This is a genomic window from Arthrobacter sp. 01T428 (assembly GCF_056398685.1).
Genome location: NZ_JBFTPW010000030.1, coordinates 18,252 through 34,894, shown reverse-complemented (window position 1 = coordinate 34,894; position 16,643 = coordinate 18,252). Strand labels below are relative to the sequence as shown.

The following is a 16,643-nucleotide window of genomic DNA, read 5'->3' as shown; positions in this document are numbered from 1 at the left end:
TCTGTCAGTCCGCCGTGATGACGGCAGCGCTGTGACGGTCGACGGCGGGAGGCGGCAACGATTCAGCGCGCACCGCCCGTCAACGGTTACCTTTTGGCCACAACCTTGGTGACCGACTTCTCACAAGTTCCCTTGGAGGCCTTACTTCTTTAGGCTTGCAAAGTGATATTCAAAGCTGTGGGCGAGGGACGCCCGTACCCCGACCATGGTTTTTCCACGCCCAAGGACTGGGCCTCGCTGCCGCCCCGTCCTGTCCGGCTCGACGAACTTGTCACCACCAAACGCACGCTTGACCTGGAAGCACTGTTGGCTGAGGATTCAACGTTCTTCGGCGACCTTTTCCCGCATGTTGTGCAGTACCAAGGCCTGCTGTACCTCGAAGACGGACTCCACCGTGCTGTCCGCACCGCGCTCCACCAGCGCACGGCCATCCACGCCCGGGTACTGGTGATAGATGGTTAACGAAACAATCCCGGAGGAGCAGGTGGCAGTGCCCGAAAATGCGGATCCGAGGAAGCGCCGGAAACGTCCCGGTCGTCAGAAAGACCCGACGAGTCTGCACGGTCATCGCGTTGTCACAGGGCCGGAGCTTCGGGCAACTTTTGCCGATGCTCCGGGACCCGAGAGCCACCCGGGGTGGTTCAGCCGCCGCCTCCTGCATGGGATCGTGCTCGCGCTGCTGGTCGGACTGGTGGTTGCCGGACTCGTGGGCGCCTGGGCAGTCATCAACGGCGTGATTCGATTCCCCTCCGCCGTTGCAAGCCCGGCGCCGGCGGCGGTATGTCCCGCTACTGTTTTCGACTACACGCCCAATAACAAGATCAGCGTGAATATCTACAACGCCGCCGGCAGGGCCGGTCTGGCCAAGAACGTCGCGGACCAGTTGAAGGCCCGGGGCTACAACGTTGGCAGGGTCGATAACTCCACCACCAGCTACAACGGCCCGGCCATGGTTGTTTCGGGATCGGGCGGCCAAGCGGCGGCTTTCAACATCCAGAGGAACATCGCGGGCACCGACTACTTCCAAGACCAACGCACGGATGCCTCTGTGGACCTTATCCTCGCGCCCGGCTTCTCGGCGCTCGTGCCGCCGGAACTCGTGGACAATACCCCTGGCAAGCTCAGCTGTCCCCGCCTTGAGCAGCGGATCGCGGACAACGCCAAGCTGCCTGTGATGCCGACGCCTTAGCGTTGGCCTCCAGCGGAGAGGGCCAGCCCCGCGGCCGGGTCAGGCCAAGCGCGCGGGCCGGCCGTCGTCGTCGAACCTTGCTCCTGCGCCCAACTGGATAAACCGCACGGTCTGGACCAGCCGCTCTTCAAGCTCGTCCAGCTCCGTTCCGTTCGCCGCATTGCCGCGTGCCGCGCTGGAGGAAAGAGTTCCGTGGATGAGCCTGGCGAGCTGGCCGACGTCGGTGGGCGGGAGGTAGCCGGCGGCGATTCCGTCGCGCAGGATGTCCTGGAGCAGCAGGTTGAGTTCGCCCACGTGGTCTGCCAGTTTCGCGAAGGAAGCGGGGGAGAGGACGGCCGCCATCGCAGGACCCGGCGGGAGGTGCCGGCGGCTGAGGTCTTCCACTTGGGCGCGCACGTAGAGGGCCAGGCGGTCCACCGGGTTCTGCAGTGCGGCTAGCGATTCACGCAGGTCGCCCAAAAACCGCTCAGTCTCGTCCAGGGCGTACGCGATGAGGAGCTGTTCCATGTCGGCGTAGTAGTTGTACACCGCGGTCCGGCCGACTCCGGCGTGCCGGGCGACGTCGGTCATGGTCAAGCCGGGCAGGCCATGGGTGAAGAGCAGTTCACCGAAAGCTGTCAGGACCCGGCGTCGGGTTTCAGCGCGCTGCGCCGCATTGGTGGCGGCCGTAATCCTAGGCATACAGACACTTTACAGGGATCTGTCAGCAAAGTTGCGTGGGCGTGGCGCGAGCTGGCAGCAGGTGACCTCAAAATCGAGTGCATTGGTCATCAGCTGCCAGTTCGCGCGGGGGATCCTAGATCGCGCAACCGTCCGGGCCGCAGGTTTCGGCGTCGGCGCTGCCGACGGCGACCAGCGGATTCGCTTCCTGCCATGCCTGTGTGAGGGCCTGGGTGAAGACCTCCGAGGGCTGGGCTCCGGAGAGTCCGTACTTGCGGTCGATGACGAAGAACGGCACGCCAGTGACGCCGATCATCCGGGCTTCGGCGATGTCGCCGCGGACGTCCTCCGCGTACTTGTCGGTGCTGAACAACTCTGCGATTTCGGCTTCGGGCAGGCCCAAGTTGCTGCCGAGTTCGGCCAGGTATTCCTGGCTTCCGATGTCCTTGCCGTGTTCGAAATGGCCGCTCAGGAGCAGTTCCTTGGCTTCGTCCTGCTTGCCGTGAGCCGCCGCCAAGTGAATGAGGCGGTGTGCCGTGAAGCTGTTGGCCACCACGACGTCGTCGAAGCGGTAGTTGAGGCCCTCGCCCTTTGCCTGCAACGCCACGTGCTCGAACATCTGGCTGACCTGCCCCGGGTTCATGCCCTTGCGCTTGCTCAGGTAATCGAGCTCCGTGCCGTCGTAGTGCTCCGGGATGCTCGGATCCAACTGGTAGCTGCGCCACTGGATCTCGACCGAATCGCGGTGCGGGAATTCGGCGATGGCCCTTTCGAACCGGCGCTTTCCGATGTAGCACCAGGGGCAAGCGACGTCTGACCAGATCTCAATCTTCATGGTGGCGACAACCGGAAGCGGAGGCCGGGCATTCCCGGAATGGCCTGTTGGGCTGGTCACAGCCTGCGCGTTCACGACGCGCTAAATGGTGTGCGACGCAGATACAGGCAGGCGCTACGCGAATTCCGGCCGCGTAAAACTGTTTGCGTGTCGCCGGGAATTTTGCGCGTCGCAGACCGGGCGGCTCAGGGGTCCCAGGTGTCCTAGACCGCCCGCTCCATCACGAAATCGTGTTCCACCGTATCGCCCAGGCGGAACGACTTGGTCCCGACCTTCGTGAACCCGCTCTTCTCATAGAAGCGGATGGCTTTGGCGTTCTGGCTGTTGACGCCTAGCCACACCCCGGCCGCACCTGAGCCGGCAGCGCGGTCCAAGGTGGCCTTCATGAGCTCCGCGGCAGCGCCAAGGCCGTGGTGTTCCGGATGCACATAGCACTTGCTCAGTTCCGTGGAGGGGGTGAGCGTCAGGGCTGTAGCGACGTCGGTATCGCTCGTGGGTCTGGCCACGAGCATGCTGTAGCCGCGGAGTTCCCCGGCGGCGTCGATGGCCAGGATGGTGGCGTCCGGATCGGCAAGGTATTCCGTGAACTTCTCCGCACTGAGCGTCCTGCGCAGGTGCGCGGCGATGTCTTCGGGCGAGGAGCCCGGCGGGCAGGCGAGCGGAAAGGTGACGGCGGCAAGCTCCGCCAGCCGTCCGGCGTCGTCCGCTGTTGCTTCACGGATGGTCTGGCTCATGCGGTCCTCCCTGGCAATCGGGCGCAGAAACGCCCCTCAAGACTGATCTTAAGGGGCGTTTCAGGAAAGAGTACGACGGCGGGGGCCAGCCGGGGCGTTCCGGTTGCGGGGCGTCGGGCTGCTTAGGCGCTGGCTTCCGCAAGCAGGCGAAGGTCCTCGTCCGGCTCGGGATCCCGGCCCAAGGCGAGGCCGATGATGGTGACCACGGCGGTGACGAGCAAGTATGCGGCGATCAAGATCCAGTTTCCGGTAGCGGCGTAGAGGGCCGTGAAGATCAACGGTGCCACCGCTCCACCCACGACGCCGGCCACCGTGTAGGCGAGGGAACTGCCGGCATAGCGGAGCCGGGCCGGGAATTGCTCTGTGATGAAGGCGGCCTGCGGTCCGTACATGAAGGCGTGCAGTCCGAGGCCGATCACGACGCCGACAGTCAGCACCAGGACGGAACGGGACTGGATCATGAGGAAGAACAGCGGAATGTACACGGCTGTGGCCGCGGCGGTGATGCCGTAGACGAGCCGGCGGTTGAAACGGTCCGTGACGGCTCCCGCGGCCGGGATCAGGAACAGTTGGAAGGCCGAGCCCACCAGGACTGCGCCCAGGACATTGCCGGTGGTCATGCCGAGTTCCTTAGTGGCGTAGACCGCGACAAAGACGGTGAACAAGGCGTACAACACGTCTGGGCAAATCCGGCACAAAGCGGCGGCGAGCAGGGGGCGGAACTGGGTGGTGAGGACTTCCTTGATGGGAGCCTTGGGCCGTTCGCCGGTGGCCTCGATGGCCTTGAACACCGGGGTTTCCTCGAGTTTGAGCCGGATGACCAGGCCAAAGGCAACCAGGATGGCCGAGCTGAGGAAGGCGACGCGCCAACCCCATGCAATGAAGGCGCCGTTGCTCATGACGGCGGCGAGGACGGCCAGGGCGCCATTGGCCAGCAGGTTGCCGGCGGGCGGACCGATTTGGGCTGCGGAAGACCAGAATCCGCGCTTGTTGGGATTTGCGTACTCGCTGGACAGCAGCACGGCGCCGCCCCATTCGCCGCCGACGCCGATGCCCTGGGCCAAGCGAAGGAGCACCAGGATGATCGTGGCCCCGATGCCGATGGTGTGGTAGTCCGGCAAAGCGCCGATGAGGACCGTGGCCGCGCCAATGAGGATGAGGGTGATGACCAGGACGTTCTTGCGTCCGATCTTGTCCCCGAGCCGGCCGAAGACAACCCCGCCAATGGGCCGGGCGAGGTAACCCACCGCGAAGGCCGAGAAGGACAACAGGAGGCCCGTGGTTTCGTCGTTCGTGGGGAAGAAGATCTTGGGGAAGACGAGCGCGGAGGCGACCGAGTAGATGGCGAAGTCGTAGTACTCCAGGGAGGTGCCTGTGACGCTGGCAATGAAGGCTTTGATGGCGCCTGCCGAGGGTTTGCTGCGCCTGGTTGGACTTGGCGAAGTGGTCGCGGACATGGTTCCTCCATGGAACGTTGGGCGGGCTTTGTGATCCCGATCTCAATCGGGGCCTACACCCAATGATGCATCACGCGGAGGAATTGTTCAACAATTTTTTGATAGGAGTTCCTGGTTAGGCTGCGAGATGTTGGCGGATCCCTTCGACAATCAGGTCATGATCCTCCTGCGATGAAAGGCCTGACGCAGTGACCGCCGCGACCACACCGACGCCGCGGACCCGAACGGGAAACGAGCCCCCTGTCACGGCATAGTCGGCGCCGAGCCACCCCGTGGCCACCGGATCGATACCGGCGGAGGACAACCGGGCTTCGACGAGTGCGCTGCTCGCTTCCATCCGCAAAACGAGAGCCGATTTCCGGGCGATCCACGATTCCTGGTCCGGTGTGATCCCGGGTAGCGCAGCGCGGAAAAGGATGAGCCCGGGGCGCCGGATGTCGATGCCGACCGCATGGCCGGCCGCCTGGGCCATGCCCGCGAGCCGCGAGCCGAGCCTCCACGCGTCTCCATGGTCGAACGAGGTGAAAACCAGCTCCTCTTCCTGGCGTTTGAGCGCTTCCAATGCTTCAAGGGCGGGGACGTCATTCATGGTGCCTCTTCTCAGAGATTGATGGGATAGGCAACAAAAGCAAACCGCTCCGAGTCGGGTGACCAGCTGTTGACGTTGAGGGTTCCCTGGCCGCCGAAGAGGGGCCAGGTGTGGAACGGCGTCGCCCAGTCACTCGTGGAAACAACGACGACGTCGACCGGCAAGTCGGCGGGATGGCCCACCGTCCCGCCGGGGAAGCGGATGTAGCTGGCCAGATGCCCGTCGGGTGAGAGGTGCGGGAACCAATCGACGGTGTCGCTTTCAAGCAGGCGCTCCGGCCCGCTTGCGTGGCTGGTCCGCACCCGGGCAAGCTGGGCGTGGCCCGGCTGGTCCGTGAAGGCTTCGGTATTGAAGTACAGCCAGTCCCCATCGGGCGAATACTCGGGACCATCGCAGTGGCCGTCGACGTCGATCGCGGTGGTCTGGCCGCCCCCTGCAGGAATCGTGATGAGCCGGCCCGGCTGCGTGAAGTCACCGGCTTCAATTCCGACGTAGGCCAGCGTCTTTCCGTCGGGGCTGACGCCGTGCAGAAAATGGAACCACCCGTCGTCGTCCGTGATCCTGGTGGCTTCCCCGCCGTCGAGGGCCGCGCGGTAGATGTGGCCGTCATTCGCCGAGAGGTAAATGGTGGCGCCACCGGGTGCGAGGACGTGGTCGTTATTGAGGTCCGGAATGCCAGTGACAGCTATCTTTTCGAGTCCGCCTGTGTCCAGTTCCCCGGAAAGATCCAACCGCCACAGCGCACCGTCTCCGTTGAGGATGAGGGCCCGGCCGTCGAGCGTCCAGTTCGGTGCCTCCAGCAGCAGATCTTCCGTGGCAAAGACGAGCTCGGAAGTGCCGCTGACAGAGGCGATCCATACTTCGCAGCGCTGGCCGGGTTGGAGGGTCCGTATCACTGTGAGCCCCCGCCGGAGCCGGCCGGGAGTTCCTTGATCCGGATGTTCCGCCACCGGCATTGCGCCCCGACACCCCAGCGGGCTTCGCCGAACATGGAGTCGTTGTCGTGGACTTCGAGGGCGATGTGCCCGCGGTCGCCCAGCACCTCGAAGACCGCGTCGGCGTCGTAATTGGGCGATTCCAGGGTGGCGGTATCGAGTTCGGCGATCTTGACGCCGTTGATCCAGGTGGTGATGACCGGCATGGCACCCACGCAGCGGATCCGTAATTCGTTCCAGTCGTCCCAGCGCCAGACTTTCAGGAAATCGTCGACGTCGGCCGCGTAGCTGAGCCGGTCGCGCTTCGCTTTCGTGACCGGTTCCACAGAGGTGGCCGGGTTGTCGGCAACAAGGCCGGTGGGCCGGCCGGCGTCGTCGCGGACGACGTCGATCGCGAACGGAACCGCCGAGAAACTCGCCAGTCCGTTGCCGAAGAAGCCGCCGATTCCGCCGGACGGGCGATGGTCCACGAGGACCTGGAACCCTTCCCAGCTGTCCCGTTGACGCCGGATCATCACGCCGGTATCCGCAGGCCAATCGGGGCGCATCTCAAGGAGCAATTCGAAGTCCCCGAACGCCTGGTCGCTGACCAGGTAGCCGCCGTAGCCGCTCCCGGGGGCGTCCTGCTCGCCGACAAGCACGCCGTCTTCAACCTTCCAGCGGGCAGGATGCTTCTCCGGTTCCACGGGGCGCTCAAGTCCCAGGCTATCGAAATGCTCAAGGACGCTCGGCCCGCCGGGATATACCGAACCGTAGATCCGAGGTGCGGCGTGCCATCCGGCCAGGCTGACGCCGTCGAACAGCGGGACGAACCCGTCATTGCTCACGTCGGACATCCCTTAGTCCTGGCTGAAGGCGGCGTCGAAGCTGGTTTGGGAGGGCGGGAAGTCGAACTTCTTGAGGGCGGCGAGGGCTTCGGGGGCGCCGTGGAGACGGTCCATGCCGGCGTCCTCCCATTCCACGGAGATCGGGCCGTTGTAGCCGATCGCGGCGAGGGCCCGGAAGGACGATTCCCAGGGGACGTCGCCGCGTCCGGCGGAGACGAAGTCCCAGCCGCGGCGGGGGTCGCCCCAGGGCAGGTGGGAGCCCAGGACGGTGTTCCGGCCGGTGGGGCGGAGCTTGGTGTCCTTGCAGTCCACGTGGTAGATCCGGTCCTTGAAGTCCCAGATGAAGGAGACCGGATCGATGCCTTGCCACATGAAGTGCGAGGGGTCCCAGTTCAGGCCGAACGCTTCCCGGTGCCCGATCGCTTCCAGGGTCCGGACGGTGGTCCAGTAGTCGTAGGCGATCTCGGAGGGGTGGACTTCGTGGGCGAAGCGGACGCCGCATTCGTCGAAGACGTCCAGGATGGGGTTCCAGCGGTCGGCGAAGTCTTGGTAGCCGGCCTCGATGACTTTCTCGGGGACGGGCGGGAACATCGCGACGTACTGCCAGATGGAGGAGCCGGTGAACCCGACGACGGTGTCCACCCCGAGTGCTTTGGCGAGGCGGGCGGTGTGTTTCATTTCCTCGGCGGCGCGTTGGCGGACGCCTTCGGGGTCCCCGTCGCCCCAGACCTTGGCCCCGACGATCGCCTGGTGGCGGAAGTCGATGGGGTCATCGCACACGGCCTGGCCCTTGAGGTGGTTGGAGATGGCCCAGACCTTGAGGTTGTATTTGTCCAGGATGGCGAGTTTGGACTCGACGTAGCCGGGTTCGTCCCAGCGCCAGGCGTCCAGGTGGTCCCCGGACACGGCGATTTCCAGGCCGTCATAGCCCCAGCCGGAGGCGAGCTTGGCGACATCCTCGAAGGGCAGGTCGGCCCACTGGCCGGTGAACAGGGTGTACGGGCGGGGCATGGGTTCTCCTTGGGAAAAGTTTCGGGGCGTGCTTCAGGCCAGGGCTATTAGTGGCCGGCGACCTGGATGATGGCGGACTTGGCGTCGGCGGATTCCTCGATGGCGGCCAGGACCTGCTGGACGGCGAGGCCTTCCTCGAACGACGGCGAGGGCGGCGTCCCGGCGTCGATGGCCACAAGGAAGTCACGGATTTCGTGGGTGAAGGTGTGCTCCCAGCCGATCACGTGGCCTTGCGGCCACCAGGCGTCCATGTAGGGGTGGTCGGGTTCGTTGACCAGGATCCGGCGGAAGCCCTGCTCCCGGACGGGCACGGTGGCGTCCATGAAACCGAGCTCGTTGATGGATTCCAGGTCGAACAGGAGCGAGCCCTTGTCGCCGTAGATTTCCATCGTGAGGGAGTTCTTCTTGCCCGTGGCCATGCGGGAGACTTCCACCGAGGCGACCGCCCCGGAGGCGAGGGTCAGCGTGGCCCAGGCGGCGTCGTCGACCGTGACGTGTTCCAGTCCGTCCGCGCCCGGGCGGCTGTCCACGAAAGTGTGCAGCCGGCCGGAGACCTCGGTGACGGTGTCCCCGAGGAGGAAGAGGACCTGGTCGATGGCGTGGGAGGCGATGTCACCCAGTGCCCCGGATCCGGCGGTTTCCTTGTTCAGCCGCCAGGTCATCGGGGATTCGGCGTCCACGAGCCAGTCCTGCAGGTAGGCGGCGCGGACGTGCCGGACGGTGCCGAGCCGGCCTTCCGCGATGAGCTCCTTCGCGAGGGCCAGGGCCGGGACGCGGCGGTAGTTGAAGCCGATCATGGACTGGATGCCGCGCGCGCGGGCGGCGCGCGCGGCGTCGGTCATCGCTTCGGCCTCGGCCAGGGTGTTCGCGAGGGGTTTTTCCACGAGCACGTGCTTGCCCGCTTCCAGTGCCGCGATGGCGATTTCGGCGTGCATCCAGCCCGGGGCGCAGATATCCACGATATGGATGTCATCGCGTTCGATCACCTGGCGCCAGTCCGTGGCGGACTCGCTCCACCCGTACCTGGCCGCGGCCTCGGCGACCTGTTCCGCGTCCCGGCCCACGAGCACTTTCTGCTCGAAGGCCGGGACGTCGAAGTAGCTGGCCACGTTCCGCCACGCATTGGAATGGGCCTTGCCCATGAACGCGTAGCCGATCGCGGCAACACCCAGGGTTGTCTTGCCCGGTTCGCCGTTCTGGGGGGTGGTGGGGGTAGGGGCGGAGCTGGTCATGAGGGATTCCTAGAGGGTGGCGGCCATCGGGTCCCAGTCCTCGGGGAGGGCCTGGGAGGTCACGGCGGAGCTGTCGACGCCTACAAAGGTGCCGGTTTCGGCGGACTCGGAAATGGAGACCAGGGTATCTACCACGTGGTAGGCCAGGGCTCCCTGGGCGCGGTGCGGGACACCGGCGCGCAGGGACCGGGCCATGTCCAGCACGCCCATCCCGCGGCCGTTGGCCGGTCCCGTCGCGGGAATGATTTCCGCTTCCTCGGCCCCGGCGCGCCAGAGCTTGAGGTCGCCGTCGAAGTAGTTCGGATCCGGCAGCTCGAGGGTGCCCTCGGTGCCGGTGATCTCCACGAAGCCCATCCGCAGGCGGGGGGATTCGAAGCTGAAGACACTGTGCGAGGACGCGCCCCCTTCGAACTGCAGCATGGCCGAGACGTGGGTGGGGACCTCGACGGGGAATTCCTCGCCGGCCTTGGGTCCGGAACCGACCACGCGGACGTCCTTGGCTTTGGATCCGACGGCGGCGACCTTGCGGACCGAGCCGAACGCTTGGACCAGGGCGGTGACATAGTACGGGCCCATGTCGAAGAGCGGGCCTGCGCCGTGGGCGAAGAGGAAGGACGGGTTCGGGTGCCAGGATTCGGGGCCGGGGGTCTGGAACATGGTCAGGGCGGTCAGCGGGGTGCCGATGTCGCCGCGTTCGATGATCCTTCGGGCGGTCTGCAGTCCGGCGCCCAGGAAGGTGTCCGGTGCGCAGCCCAGGCGGATCCCCGCGGCGTCGGCCGTCTTCAACAGGGCCAGCCCGGATTCGCGGTCCAGGGAGAACGGCTTCTCGGTCCAGACGTGCTTGCCGGCGTTCACGGCGGCCGTGGCCACCTCGACGTGCGCGGCCGGGATGGTTAGGTTGACGATGATCTCGACGTCGGGATGGTTGAGCGCCAGCTCCGGCGAACCGAACTCGGGGATGCCGTATTCCTTGGCCCGTGCCTCCGCGGCTTCCTCGAACAGGTCCGCGATGACGTGGACCTTCAGGTCCGGGAAGACCGTCAGGTTGTCCAGGTAGGCCTTGCTGATGTTGCCCGCGCCGATGACGGCGACGCCAACGGGTCCCCGGCGGGCGGACGGGGTGGACTGGTGCGTTGCGGCGCTCATGCGTTCACGTCCTGTGCTGCGTTGTTCTGGAGGAAGGCGAGGCTCTGCGCGATGCCTTCGAAGATGTCGCCGGCGTAGTCGTCGAACTCGACGACGCCCACTTCGAGGGAGGTGGCGGCAGCAACGACGTCGAGCACCGGGATGGTGCCCTGGCCGGCAGGCTGCTGGGCCTTGGTGTCGGTGGTGCCGGGGCCGTCCTTGATGTGGATGAATTTCACGCGGTCACCGAGGCGGGCGAGCAGTTCCACCGGGTTCTGGCCACCGACGGATGCCCAGTAGGTGTCCACTTCCAGGACCAGTTCCGGGTCGAGGAGGCCTTCGAAGTACTCCAGGGCTGTCTGGCCCTCGATGATGGACTCCAGTTCCCAGGCGTGGTTGTGGTAGCCGACGCGGATGCCGTATTCGGCGCCCTTCTTGGCTGCGGCGTTGAGCTTGGCAGCGGTGGCCTGGATGTCTTCGGCGTTCTGCCAGTGTTCGGCAGGCAGGTACGGGTCGATGACCGTGGAGATGCCCAGTTCCTTGGCGGCGGCGAAGATCTCGTCCTGGTCCTGGCTCAGCAGCGGCGCGTGGCCGGACGGGGCCGTGAGGCCGTTCTCCTTCAACGCGGCGCCGAGCTCCTTCGCCGTGGCCACGAAATTGTAAGGTTCAACCTGCGTGTAACCGATCTCGGCAACCTTCTTGATGGTGCCCGGCAGGTCTTCCTGGATGGCATTGCGCAGGGTGTACAGCTGGATGGAGTAAGACATGGTTTTCCTTTGCGTTGTCAGTTGCGTGAAAAGGGTTCGGTTATCGGCCGGCGAGGGATCCGCCGATGCCGCCGACGCTGAAGTACTTGTTCAGCGTGGCGAAAACGATGATGGGCGGGAGCATCATGACGACGGCGAGGGCCATGACGCCGGACCAGTCGGTCATGTTCTGCTGGAAGAAGGATTGCACGCCCACCGGCAGGGTAAAGATCTCGTTGGAGCGCAGGAACACGATCGCGACGAGATAGTCGTTCCAGGCCAGGAGGAAGGCGAAGATCGCGGTGGACAGGATGCCGGGCAGGGAATTGCGCAGCACCACCTTCGTGAACGATCCGAACACGGAGCAGCCGTCGATCCACGAGGCCTCCTCGAGGCTGACCGGGATGGAATCGAAGTATGCCGCCATCATCCACGTGGCCACGGTCATTGTCGAGCCGACGTAGATGATGATCAGGCCGAGCAGGTTGTCCACGAGTCCCATGCCTGCGAAGAGGATGAACAGCGGCACCACCGAGGTGATGATCGGCAGCGACTGCATAACGAACAGCAGCAGGGAGTAGCCGGAGACGGCTTTCGAGCGGCCGCGGGAGAGGACGTACCCGGCGGGTGCGGCCACGGCGACGGCGACGATCACCGTGGAAAGCGTGGTGACGAGGCTGTTGGTCAACCAGGTGCTGGCGAGGGTCTTGGAGAAGACACCGGTGATGTTTTCCAGCGTCAGGCCGGTAGCGGTGCTGTTCGGACCCGGGGTGAGGGCCAGGATGACGGTGACCATGATCGGGACGAGGACGATCGCAGTAATGGCAAGGATCAGGACGAACCGCCACCAGCGTCCGCGCATGCCTGCTTCGGAGAGGACGCGGCGCGATTTCTCGGGTCCCGCGACACCGAGTGCGGGTCCGGATTCGGGGTGGGCGTGGAGTACTGCGCTCATTATTCGACGCTCGACTTTCGGATCTGGCGGTACAGGAAGACCGACACGACGACGAGGGTGAGGGTCATAAGGAAGGCGATCGCGACGCCGGGACCGGTCTGGAAGTCCTGGAAGACGCTGCGGTAGGCCAGGACCACGAGGGAGGTCGTGGCGTCGACGGGGCCGCCGCCGGTGAGCAGGTAGATGGTGGGGAAGTCGTTGACGCAGAAGATCGTCATCAGGATCCAGCTGATGTACGTGGAGCGGGCGATCATCGGCAGGGTGATCTGGGTGAACTGCTGCCACTTGCTGGCGCCGTCCATGCTGGCTGCCTCGTAGACGGTGGTGTCCACGGAGGCCAGGGCGGCGGAGATCATCATCATCATGAAGGGGAAGCTGACCCAGACCTTGAAGACCATGACCATGACGGCGGCGAGGTGCGGGTCGGCCAGGAACAGCGGTGTGCCGAGTCCGAGGTTGCGGAAGATGGAGGGGATGAGGCTGTCCGGGGTGGCGACGAGCCAGTTCCAAGCGGTGGAGGACACGACGATCGGCACCACCCAGGGCAGGAGGAGCAGGACCTTGAAGGTGCCGCCCGCCGGGATCTTGGTGCGCAGGAGCAGTGCCAGGCCCAGGCCCACCAGCCAGGAGCCGAAGACGCCCACGATCGTGAACCACAGCGTGAACTGTGCGGCCTTCCAGAAGGCGGGCGAAGACAGGACGGTGGCGAAGTTGTCGACGCCGACGAAGTTGCCGGTGTCGATGAGGGAGCCGTCGTGGGTTGCCTGCACGCCGGCGTAGATCAGCGGGTAGCCGTTGATCAGGATGAGCAGGACGATCGAGGGCAACAGGAGCCAGAAGAACGTCCGCTTGGTCTGCCCCGACAGTTTGCTCTTGCGGTTTACGGACCCGCCGCCGGACCCGCCGGGAGCGAGTCCCCGACGGGCCCGGGCGAGGCCGGACTGTGTTGTGGTGGTTGACATGGCGACGGCTTTACTTCTTGATGACGGATTCGAGGCCGGTCTTGAAGGCCGTGAGTGCAGTCTTGGCGTCGGTCTTTCCGGTCAGGATGGTCTGGGTGAACTGGTTGAGTGCCTGGCCGCCGTCCAGGACAGCGAGGTTGGCGTTGAGAGAGGTGCCTTGCGCGGCGAAGGTCTTCGCGATGGGCTGGTATTCCTTGACGATCTTGACGTTGTTGGGATCGCCGGCAAACTCGGGAAGTTCAGTGATGGACTTGAAGACCGGCAGTCCGTTCATCAGCTTCTGGCGCCACAGCTCCTTGACCTGGCCCAGGTAGTAGGTCAGGAAGGCCTCGGAAGACTCCTGGGAGGGGGTGTTCTTGTACATCATGATGTTGTTCGGGAACACCAACGCTGCTTTGTCGCCGTGCGGACCGGCCATCGGGCTTGCCACCAGGAGGTCTCCGGAGGTGTCGCCCACGCGCTGCGGCAGGCCCAGCACATACATGCCGAAGGCAGCCTTCTTGCTCTTCCACTGCGCATCGAGGTTGTCCGTGGTGTAGCTGACCGCCGCGGGGTCGACGACGCCGTTGGAGACCAGCTCGAGCAGGAATTCAATGGCTTCGACGTTGCGGTCGTTCATGACGTCCAGCTGGCCGTCCTTGGTGAAGACGCCACCGCCGTTGTTGATCATCATCATGATCATCAAGTGGTTGCCGATGTTGTTGCCCGCGCCGGAACCCGTAGCGAAGCCGACCGCACCGATGGACTTGAGCTTCTTGCCTGCCTCGAGCAGGCTGGGCCAGTCGGTCGGAACCGCCACGCCGGCCTGGTCGAAGAGGGACTTGCGGTACCACAGCGGGCGCATGTCCAGCTGCCACGGAACGGCGACGTAGCCCTTGTCCGTCTTGAAGGGCTCCAGCACGCCCGGCAGGAAGTCGTCGAACTGACCGTTCTTCTTGAGCGCCTCGATGACCTTGTCAGCGTAGGCGATCTGGCCCTGCTGCTCGAACTGGAAGGCCTGGAAACCGCCACCGGTGGATACCGCAGGCCCGGTCTTGGACGCGATGGCCGAGGAGAAGGTCTGATAGAAGTTGTTCCACTGGATGATCTGGTAGCTGGCCTTGCCGTTGCTGCCTGTGGGTACGTAGCTCTCTGCAATCTTCTTGGCGGCGTCATTGTAGGCCGGGGTGCCCCATGGCATGTCCCAGAACTTGATCGCGCCACCGGCGCTGGAGCTTGAGCTGGAGCCGCCTCCGCAGGCTGCGAGCAGGGGGACAGCCGCTGCTGCCGCCGTGAGGCCGAGGAAACCCCTGCGGGAGAAATTGCGGCTGGCTTTGGACTGAACATTCATGATGATTCCTTTCGGGACCGCTGCGTGGTCTTCGCGTTTGGTGCGGTCCGGCTCGTCGTCGAGAAGGCTAATGATTGCTTGGTGCTCTGTTGCGCTCGATGGTGCTGGTTGCGTGTTTAAGGAGAGGTGCAGGTTCAGGAGAGGTGCGCGATGGATTCCGTCAGCCGCGCAAAGCCAGCCAGATCGGAGGGGAGAGTACCGGCGTCGAGGTGTTCCTTGAGCCGGCGCCAGGTGGTGCGGTGGGCGGATTCGTAAAGCGTTGGCAGGAGGATTTCCCCCTGTTGCCCGGTAGCGCGGACTTCTGCCGGCCAGGCGGCAAGCGGTTCCGGGACAGCAATGCTGACACCGCCGTCGTCGGTATACAGGCGGAAGTCGACGCCGGCGGCCCGGGAGTTGCTCAGCACGCCTTGGAGCGAAACCGGAGCTCCGTTGGCGAGCCGCCCGGAAACCGCGTAGCCGTGCGCGCCGCGGCGCAAGAGGCGAAGCGCGTCCAGTTGCCCTGTGACGCGTACGACGGCGGCGAGGTGCTCGGTGAGCAGCCGTTCCGGATCCGTTCCTGCCGCGGCCGTCGCGACGGTGTCCAGCATGGCGGCGCGGCCGGCTACCGTGCGGACGGCGTCTTCGGCTCCGGCGAGACCCGGGCTGGATGCCCAGCGCTGGTCCAGGACCACCGCGACGCCGGACGCTTCAGCGGCGTCGAGCAGGGCGGCGGTGTTTTCCGGGACCGGGTTGACGACGACGATGCCCGACGCTCCGCCGTCGATCGCCTTGATGGCCTCGGTGGTCCAGCCCGCGGCGCCGTCGATGGCGGAAATCCGTGCGGCCTCCCCGGCTGCTACCGGGCCGAAGCTCGCTGGAAGAGAAGCCACCGCGAGTGCTACGGAGCCGCTCTCTTCCGCCTGCGGGGTAGCAGTGACCGTGTACTGGGTGCTCATGAGCGGGCTCCTGCATGGCTGTTTGCGTGCTCCGCCGCCGCGAGGTCCACCGTGGCGTCGGCAATGGCTATCGCGAAGGTGAGGTCATTGATGAGGCTTTCGGCCGACGGCGGTTGCTTGGTTCCGAGGGCCAGTTGGGCGAGTTCGCGCCATTCGCCCTCGTAGCCGTTGTGCTCGAACGGTCCGTAGGTGGTACTTGTGGTTCCGCGGGTGATGGTTGCGACCGCGGAACCCGCCTGTACATAGGAAGGAGTGAAGTCCACGCGAAGGGCTGCGTCGTCCGAGATCGCTTCGAAGACCCATTCCGGCTTCCATGTCTTGTTCATGGCTGCCCTGAGTTCGATGATCCGGTCACCTGCGCCCGGTCTTCCAGAACGCAGCGAAATCACGTAGCCGAAGGGCCGCACGTGGCGTGCCTGCAGCACCTCGAGGTCTTCGAAATCCGGCGTGAAGCGGCGGACGAGCGGAAGGTCGTGGATGGCGAGGCCCATGATGCCGCCCCGCAGGAAGTTCTTGATGACCTCGATATCGCTGTAGTCAGGGTTGCCGCTGGCTGGCCGGGTAATGATTTCGGTGGCGAAATCTTCGAACCGGGCATTGGGCGGGAGAACGATGGAAGAACGGATGGTGTGGACGTTCTCGGGGAGATCGCCCCAGTTGGCTTCGGCTGCGAGCCAGCCCGGATCGAAGGTGTGCATGGCGCCCACGATGATCGGCACGCCGGTTTCCGCGCTGACCGCCGAAATCCGGGCAGCCTCCTCGCCGCTCATGGCGAAGGGCTTTTCGCAGAGGACGGCCTTCTTTCCCGCGCGGCACGCGGCGATCACTTGGTCCGCGTGGAACTGGTGGGGGCTGCAGATGGCGACGATGTCGACGTCGGGATCGCCCAGGAGTGCGTCAATGCTGGTGCTGTGTTTGGCGCCGACGCGTGCTGCGACCGATTCGGCAACCGCGGAGTCGACGTCCATGATGTGGCGGACTTCCAGGATGTTCCGGAGCCGGGCCAGGGAAGGAAGGTGGATTGCTTGGGTGACCGGGCCGGCGCCAAGGATGCCGACGCCGAGGGGGCCTGGTGATCCCAACGGTGTTGCCTGTGAGTGGCTGGACAAGATCAGTTACCT

At 65.1% G+C, this 16,643-nt stretch carries 18 protein-coding genes; 2 read left to right on the top strand and 16 right to left on the bottom strand.

The window, feature by feature from the left end; translation table 11 throughout:
* Window positions 1-162: 162 nt before the first annotated feature.
* Together AC1DJB_RS22195 and AC1DJB_RS22190 are read left to right on the top strand one after the other, a co-directional pair.
* Window positions 163-462: a type II toxin-antitoxin system VapB family antitoxin gene (locus AC1DJB_RS22195; protein WP_059388531.1), complete on the top strand. Its 300-nt coding sequence runs from the start codon at window positions 163-165 to the stop codon at window positions 460-462.
* Complete coding sequence (locus AC1DJB_RS22190; protein WP_441432923.1) at window positions 455-1,189, top strand: LytR C-terminal domain-containing protein; 735 nt, start codon at window positions 455-457, stop codon at window positions 1,187-1,189. Before AC1DJB_RS22195 ends, AC1DJB_RS22190 begins: the two co-directional genes overlap by 8 nt.
* A gap of 39 nt (window positions 1,190-1,228) precedes the next feature.
* Here the strand turns inward: AC1DJB_RS22190 and AC1DJB_RS22185 are convergent, their stop codons facing one another.
* The 16 genes from AC1DJB_RS22185 to AC1DJB_RS22110 all read right to left on the bottom strand — a co-directional run bounded on the left by AC1DJB_RS22185 (window position 1,229) and on the right by AC1DJB_RS22110 (window position 16,631).
* Complete coding sequence (locus tag AC1DJB_RS22185) at window positions 1,229-1,870, bottom strand: TetR/AcrR family transcriptional regulator (protein ID WP_059388533.1); 642 nt, start codon at window positions 1,868-1,870, stop codon at window positions 1,229-1,231.
* 115 nt (window positions 1,871-1,985) lie between these two features.
* Complete coding sequence (locus AC1DJB_RS22180; protein WP_307052940.1) at window positions 1,986-2,684, bottom strand: DsbA family oxidoreductase; 699 nt, start codon at window positions 2,682-2,684, stop codon at window positions 1,986-1,988.
* 203 nt (window positions 2,685-2,887) lie between these two features.
* Window positions 2,888-3,418, bottom strand: coding sequence for a GNAT family N-acetyltransferase (locus tag AC1DJB_RS22175; RefSeq protein WP_441432922.1), 531 nt, complete (start codon window positions 3,416-3,418; stop codon window positions 2,888-2,890).
* 122 nt (window positions 3,419-3,540) lie between these two features.
* Window positions 3,541-4,875, bottom strand: a complete 1,335-nt coding sequence (locus tag AC1DJB_RS22170; RefSeq protein WP_284988663.1) for an MFS transporter — start codon at window positions 4,873-4,875, stop codon at window positions 3,541-3,543.
* Window positions 4,876-4,990: 115 nt separating this feature from the next.
* The gene (locus tag AC1DJB_RS22165) at window positions 4,991-5,464 is read right to left on the bottom strand and encodes a heme-degrading domain-containing protein (RefSeq protein ID WP_284988664.1); all 474 of its coding nucleotides are present in this window, start codon (window positions 5,462-5,464) and stop codon (window positions 4,991-4,993) included.
* Window positions 5,465-5,475: 11 nt separating this feature from the next.
* The gene (locus AC1DJB_RS22160) at window positions 5,476-6,360 is read right to left on the bottom strand and encodes a TolB family protein (protein WP_441432920.1); all 885 of its coding nucleotides are present in this window, start codon (window positions 6,358-6,360) and stop codon (window positions 5,476-5,478) included.
* A complete protein-coding gene (locus AC1DJB_RS22155; protein WP_441432919.1) occupies window positions 6,357-7,226 on the bottom strand; it encodes a 3-keto-disaccharide hydrolase in 870 nt (289 codons plus the stop codon). The genes AC1DJB_RS22160 and AC1DJB_RS22155 overlap by 4 nt, the downstream gene beginning before the upstream one ends.
* A gap of 12 nt (window positions 7,227-7,238) precedes the next feature.
* The gene (locus AC1DJB_RS22150) at window positions 7,239-8,237 is read right to left on the bottom strand and encodes a sugar phosphate isomerase/epimerase family protein (protein ID WP_307052849.1); all 999 of its coding nucleotides are present in this window, start codon (window positions 8,235-8,237) and stop codon (window positions 7,239-7,241) included.
* A 47-nt stretch (window positions 8,238-8,284) separates the two neighbouring features.
* The gene (locus AC1DJB_RS22145; RefSeq protein WP_441432918.1) at window positions 8,285-9,469 is read right to left on the bottom strand and encodes a Gfo/Idh/MocA family protein; all 1,185 of its coding nucleotides are present in this window, start codon (window positions 9,467-9,469) and stop codon (window positions 8,285-8,287) included.
* A 9-nt stretch (window positions 9,470-9,478) separates the two neighbouring features.
* Window positions 9,479-10,615, bottom strand: a complete 1,137-nt coding sequence (locus AC1DJB_RS22140) for a Gfo/Idh/MocA family protein (protein ID WP_306963269.1) — start codon at window positions 10,613-10,615, stop codon at window positions 9,479-9,481.
* The gene (locus tag AC1DJB_RS22135) at window positions 10,612-11,361 is read right to left on the bottom strand and encodes a sugar phosphate isomerase/epimerase family protein (protein WP_441432917.1); all 750 of its coding nucleotides are present in this window, start codon (window positions 11,359-11,361) and stop codon (window positions 10,612-10,614) included. Before AC1DJB_RS22135 ends, AC1DJB_RS22140 begins: the two co-directional genes overlap by 4 nt.
* Before the next feature lie 40 nt (window positions 11,362-11,401).
* Window positions 11,402-12,295 carry a carbohydrate ABC transporter permease gene (locus tag AC1DJB_RS22130; protein ID WP_059388540.1) on the bottom strand — a complete coding sequence of 298 codons (894 nt, stop codon included), beginning with the start codon at window positions 12,293-12,295 and terminating at the stop codon, window positions 11,402-11,404.
* The gene (locus AC1DJB_RS22125; protein ID WP_059388541.1) at window positions 12,295-13,257 is read right to left on the bottom strand and encodes a carbohydrate ABC transporter permease; all 963 of its coding nucleotides are present in this window, start codon (window positions 13,255-13,257) and stop codon (window positions 12,295-12,297) included. Before AC1DJB_RS22125 ends, AC1DJB_RS22130 begins: the two co-directional genes overlap by 1 nt.
* Window positions 13,258-13,267: 10 nt before the next feature.
* On the bottom strand, window positions 13,268-14,587 hold the full coding sequence (locus AC1DJB_RS22120) for an ABC transporter substrate-binding protein (protein ID WP_441432916.1): 1,320 nt from the start codon (window positions 14,585-14,587) through the stop codon (window positions 13,268-13,270).
* Window positions 14,588-14,721: 134 nt separating this feature from the next.
* A complete protein-coding gene (locus AC1DJB_RS22115; RefSeq protein WP_441432915.1) occupies window positions 14,722-15,522 on the bottom strand; it encodes a hypothetical protein in 801 nt (266 codons plus the stop codon).
* On the bottom strand, window positions 15,519-16,631 hold the full coding sequence (locus tag AC1DJB_RS22110) for a Gfo/Idh/MocA family protein (RefSeq protein ID WP_441432914.1): 1,113 nt from the start codon (window positions 16,629-16,631) through the stop codon (window positions 15,519-15,521). The genes AC1DJB_RS22115 and AC1DJB_RS22110 overlap by 4 nt, the downstream gene beginning before the upstream one ends.
* Window positions 16,632-16,643: the final 12 nt, after the last annotated feature.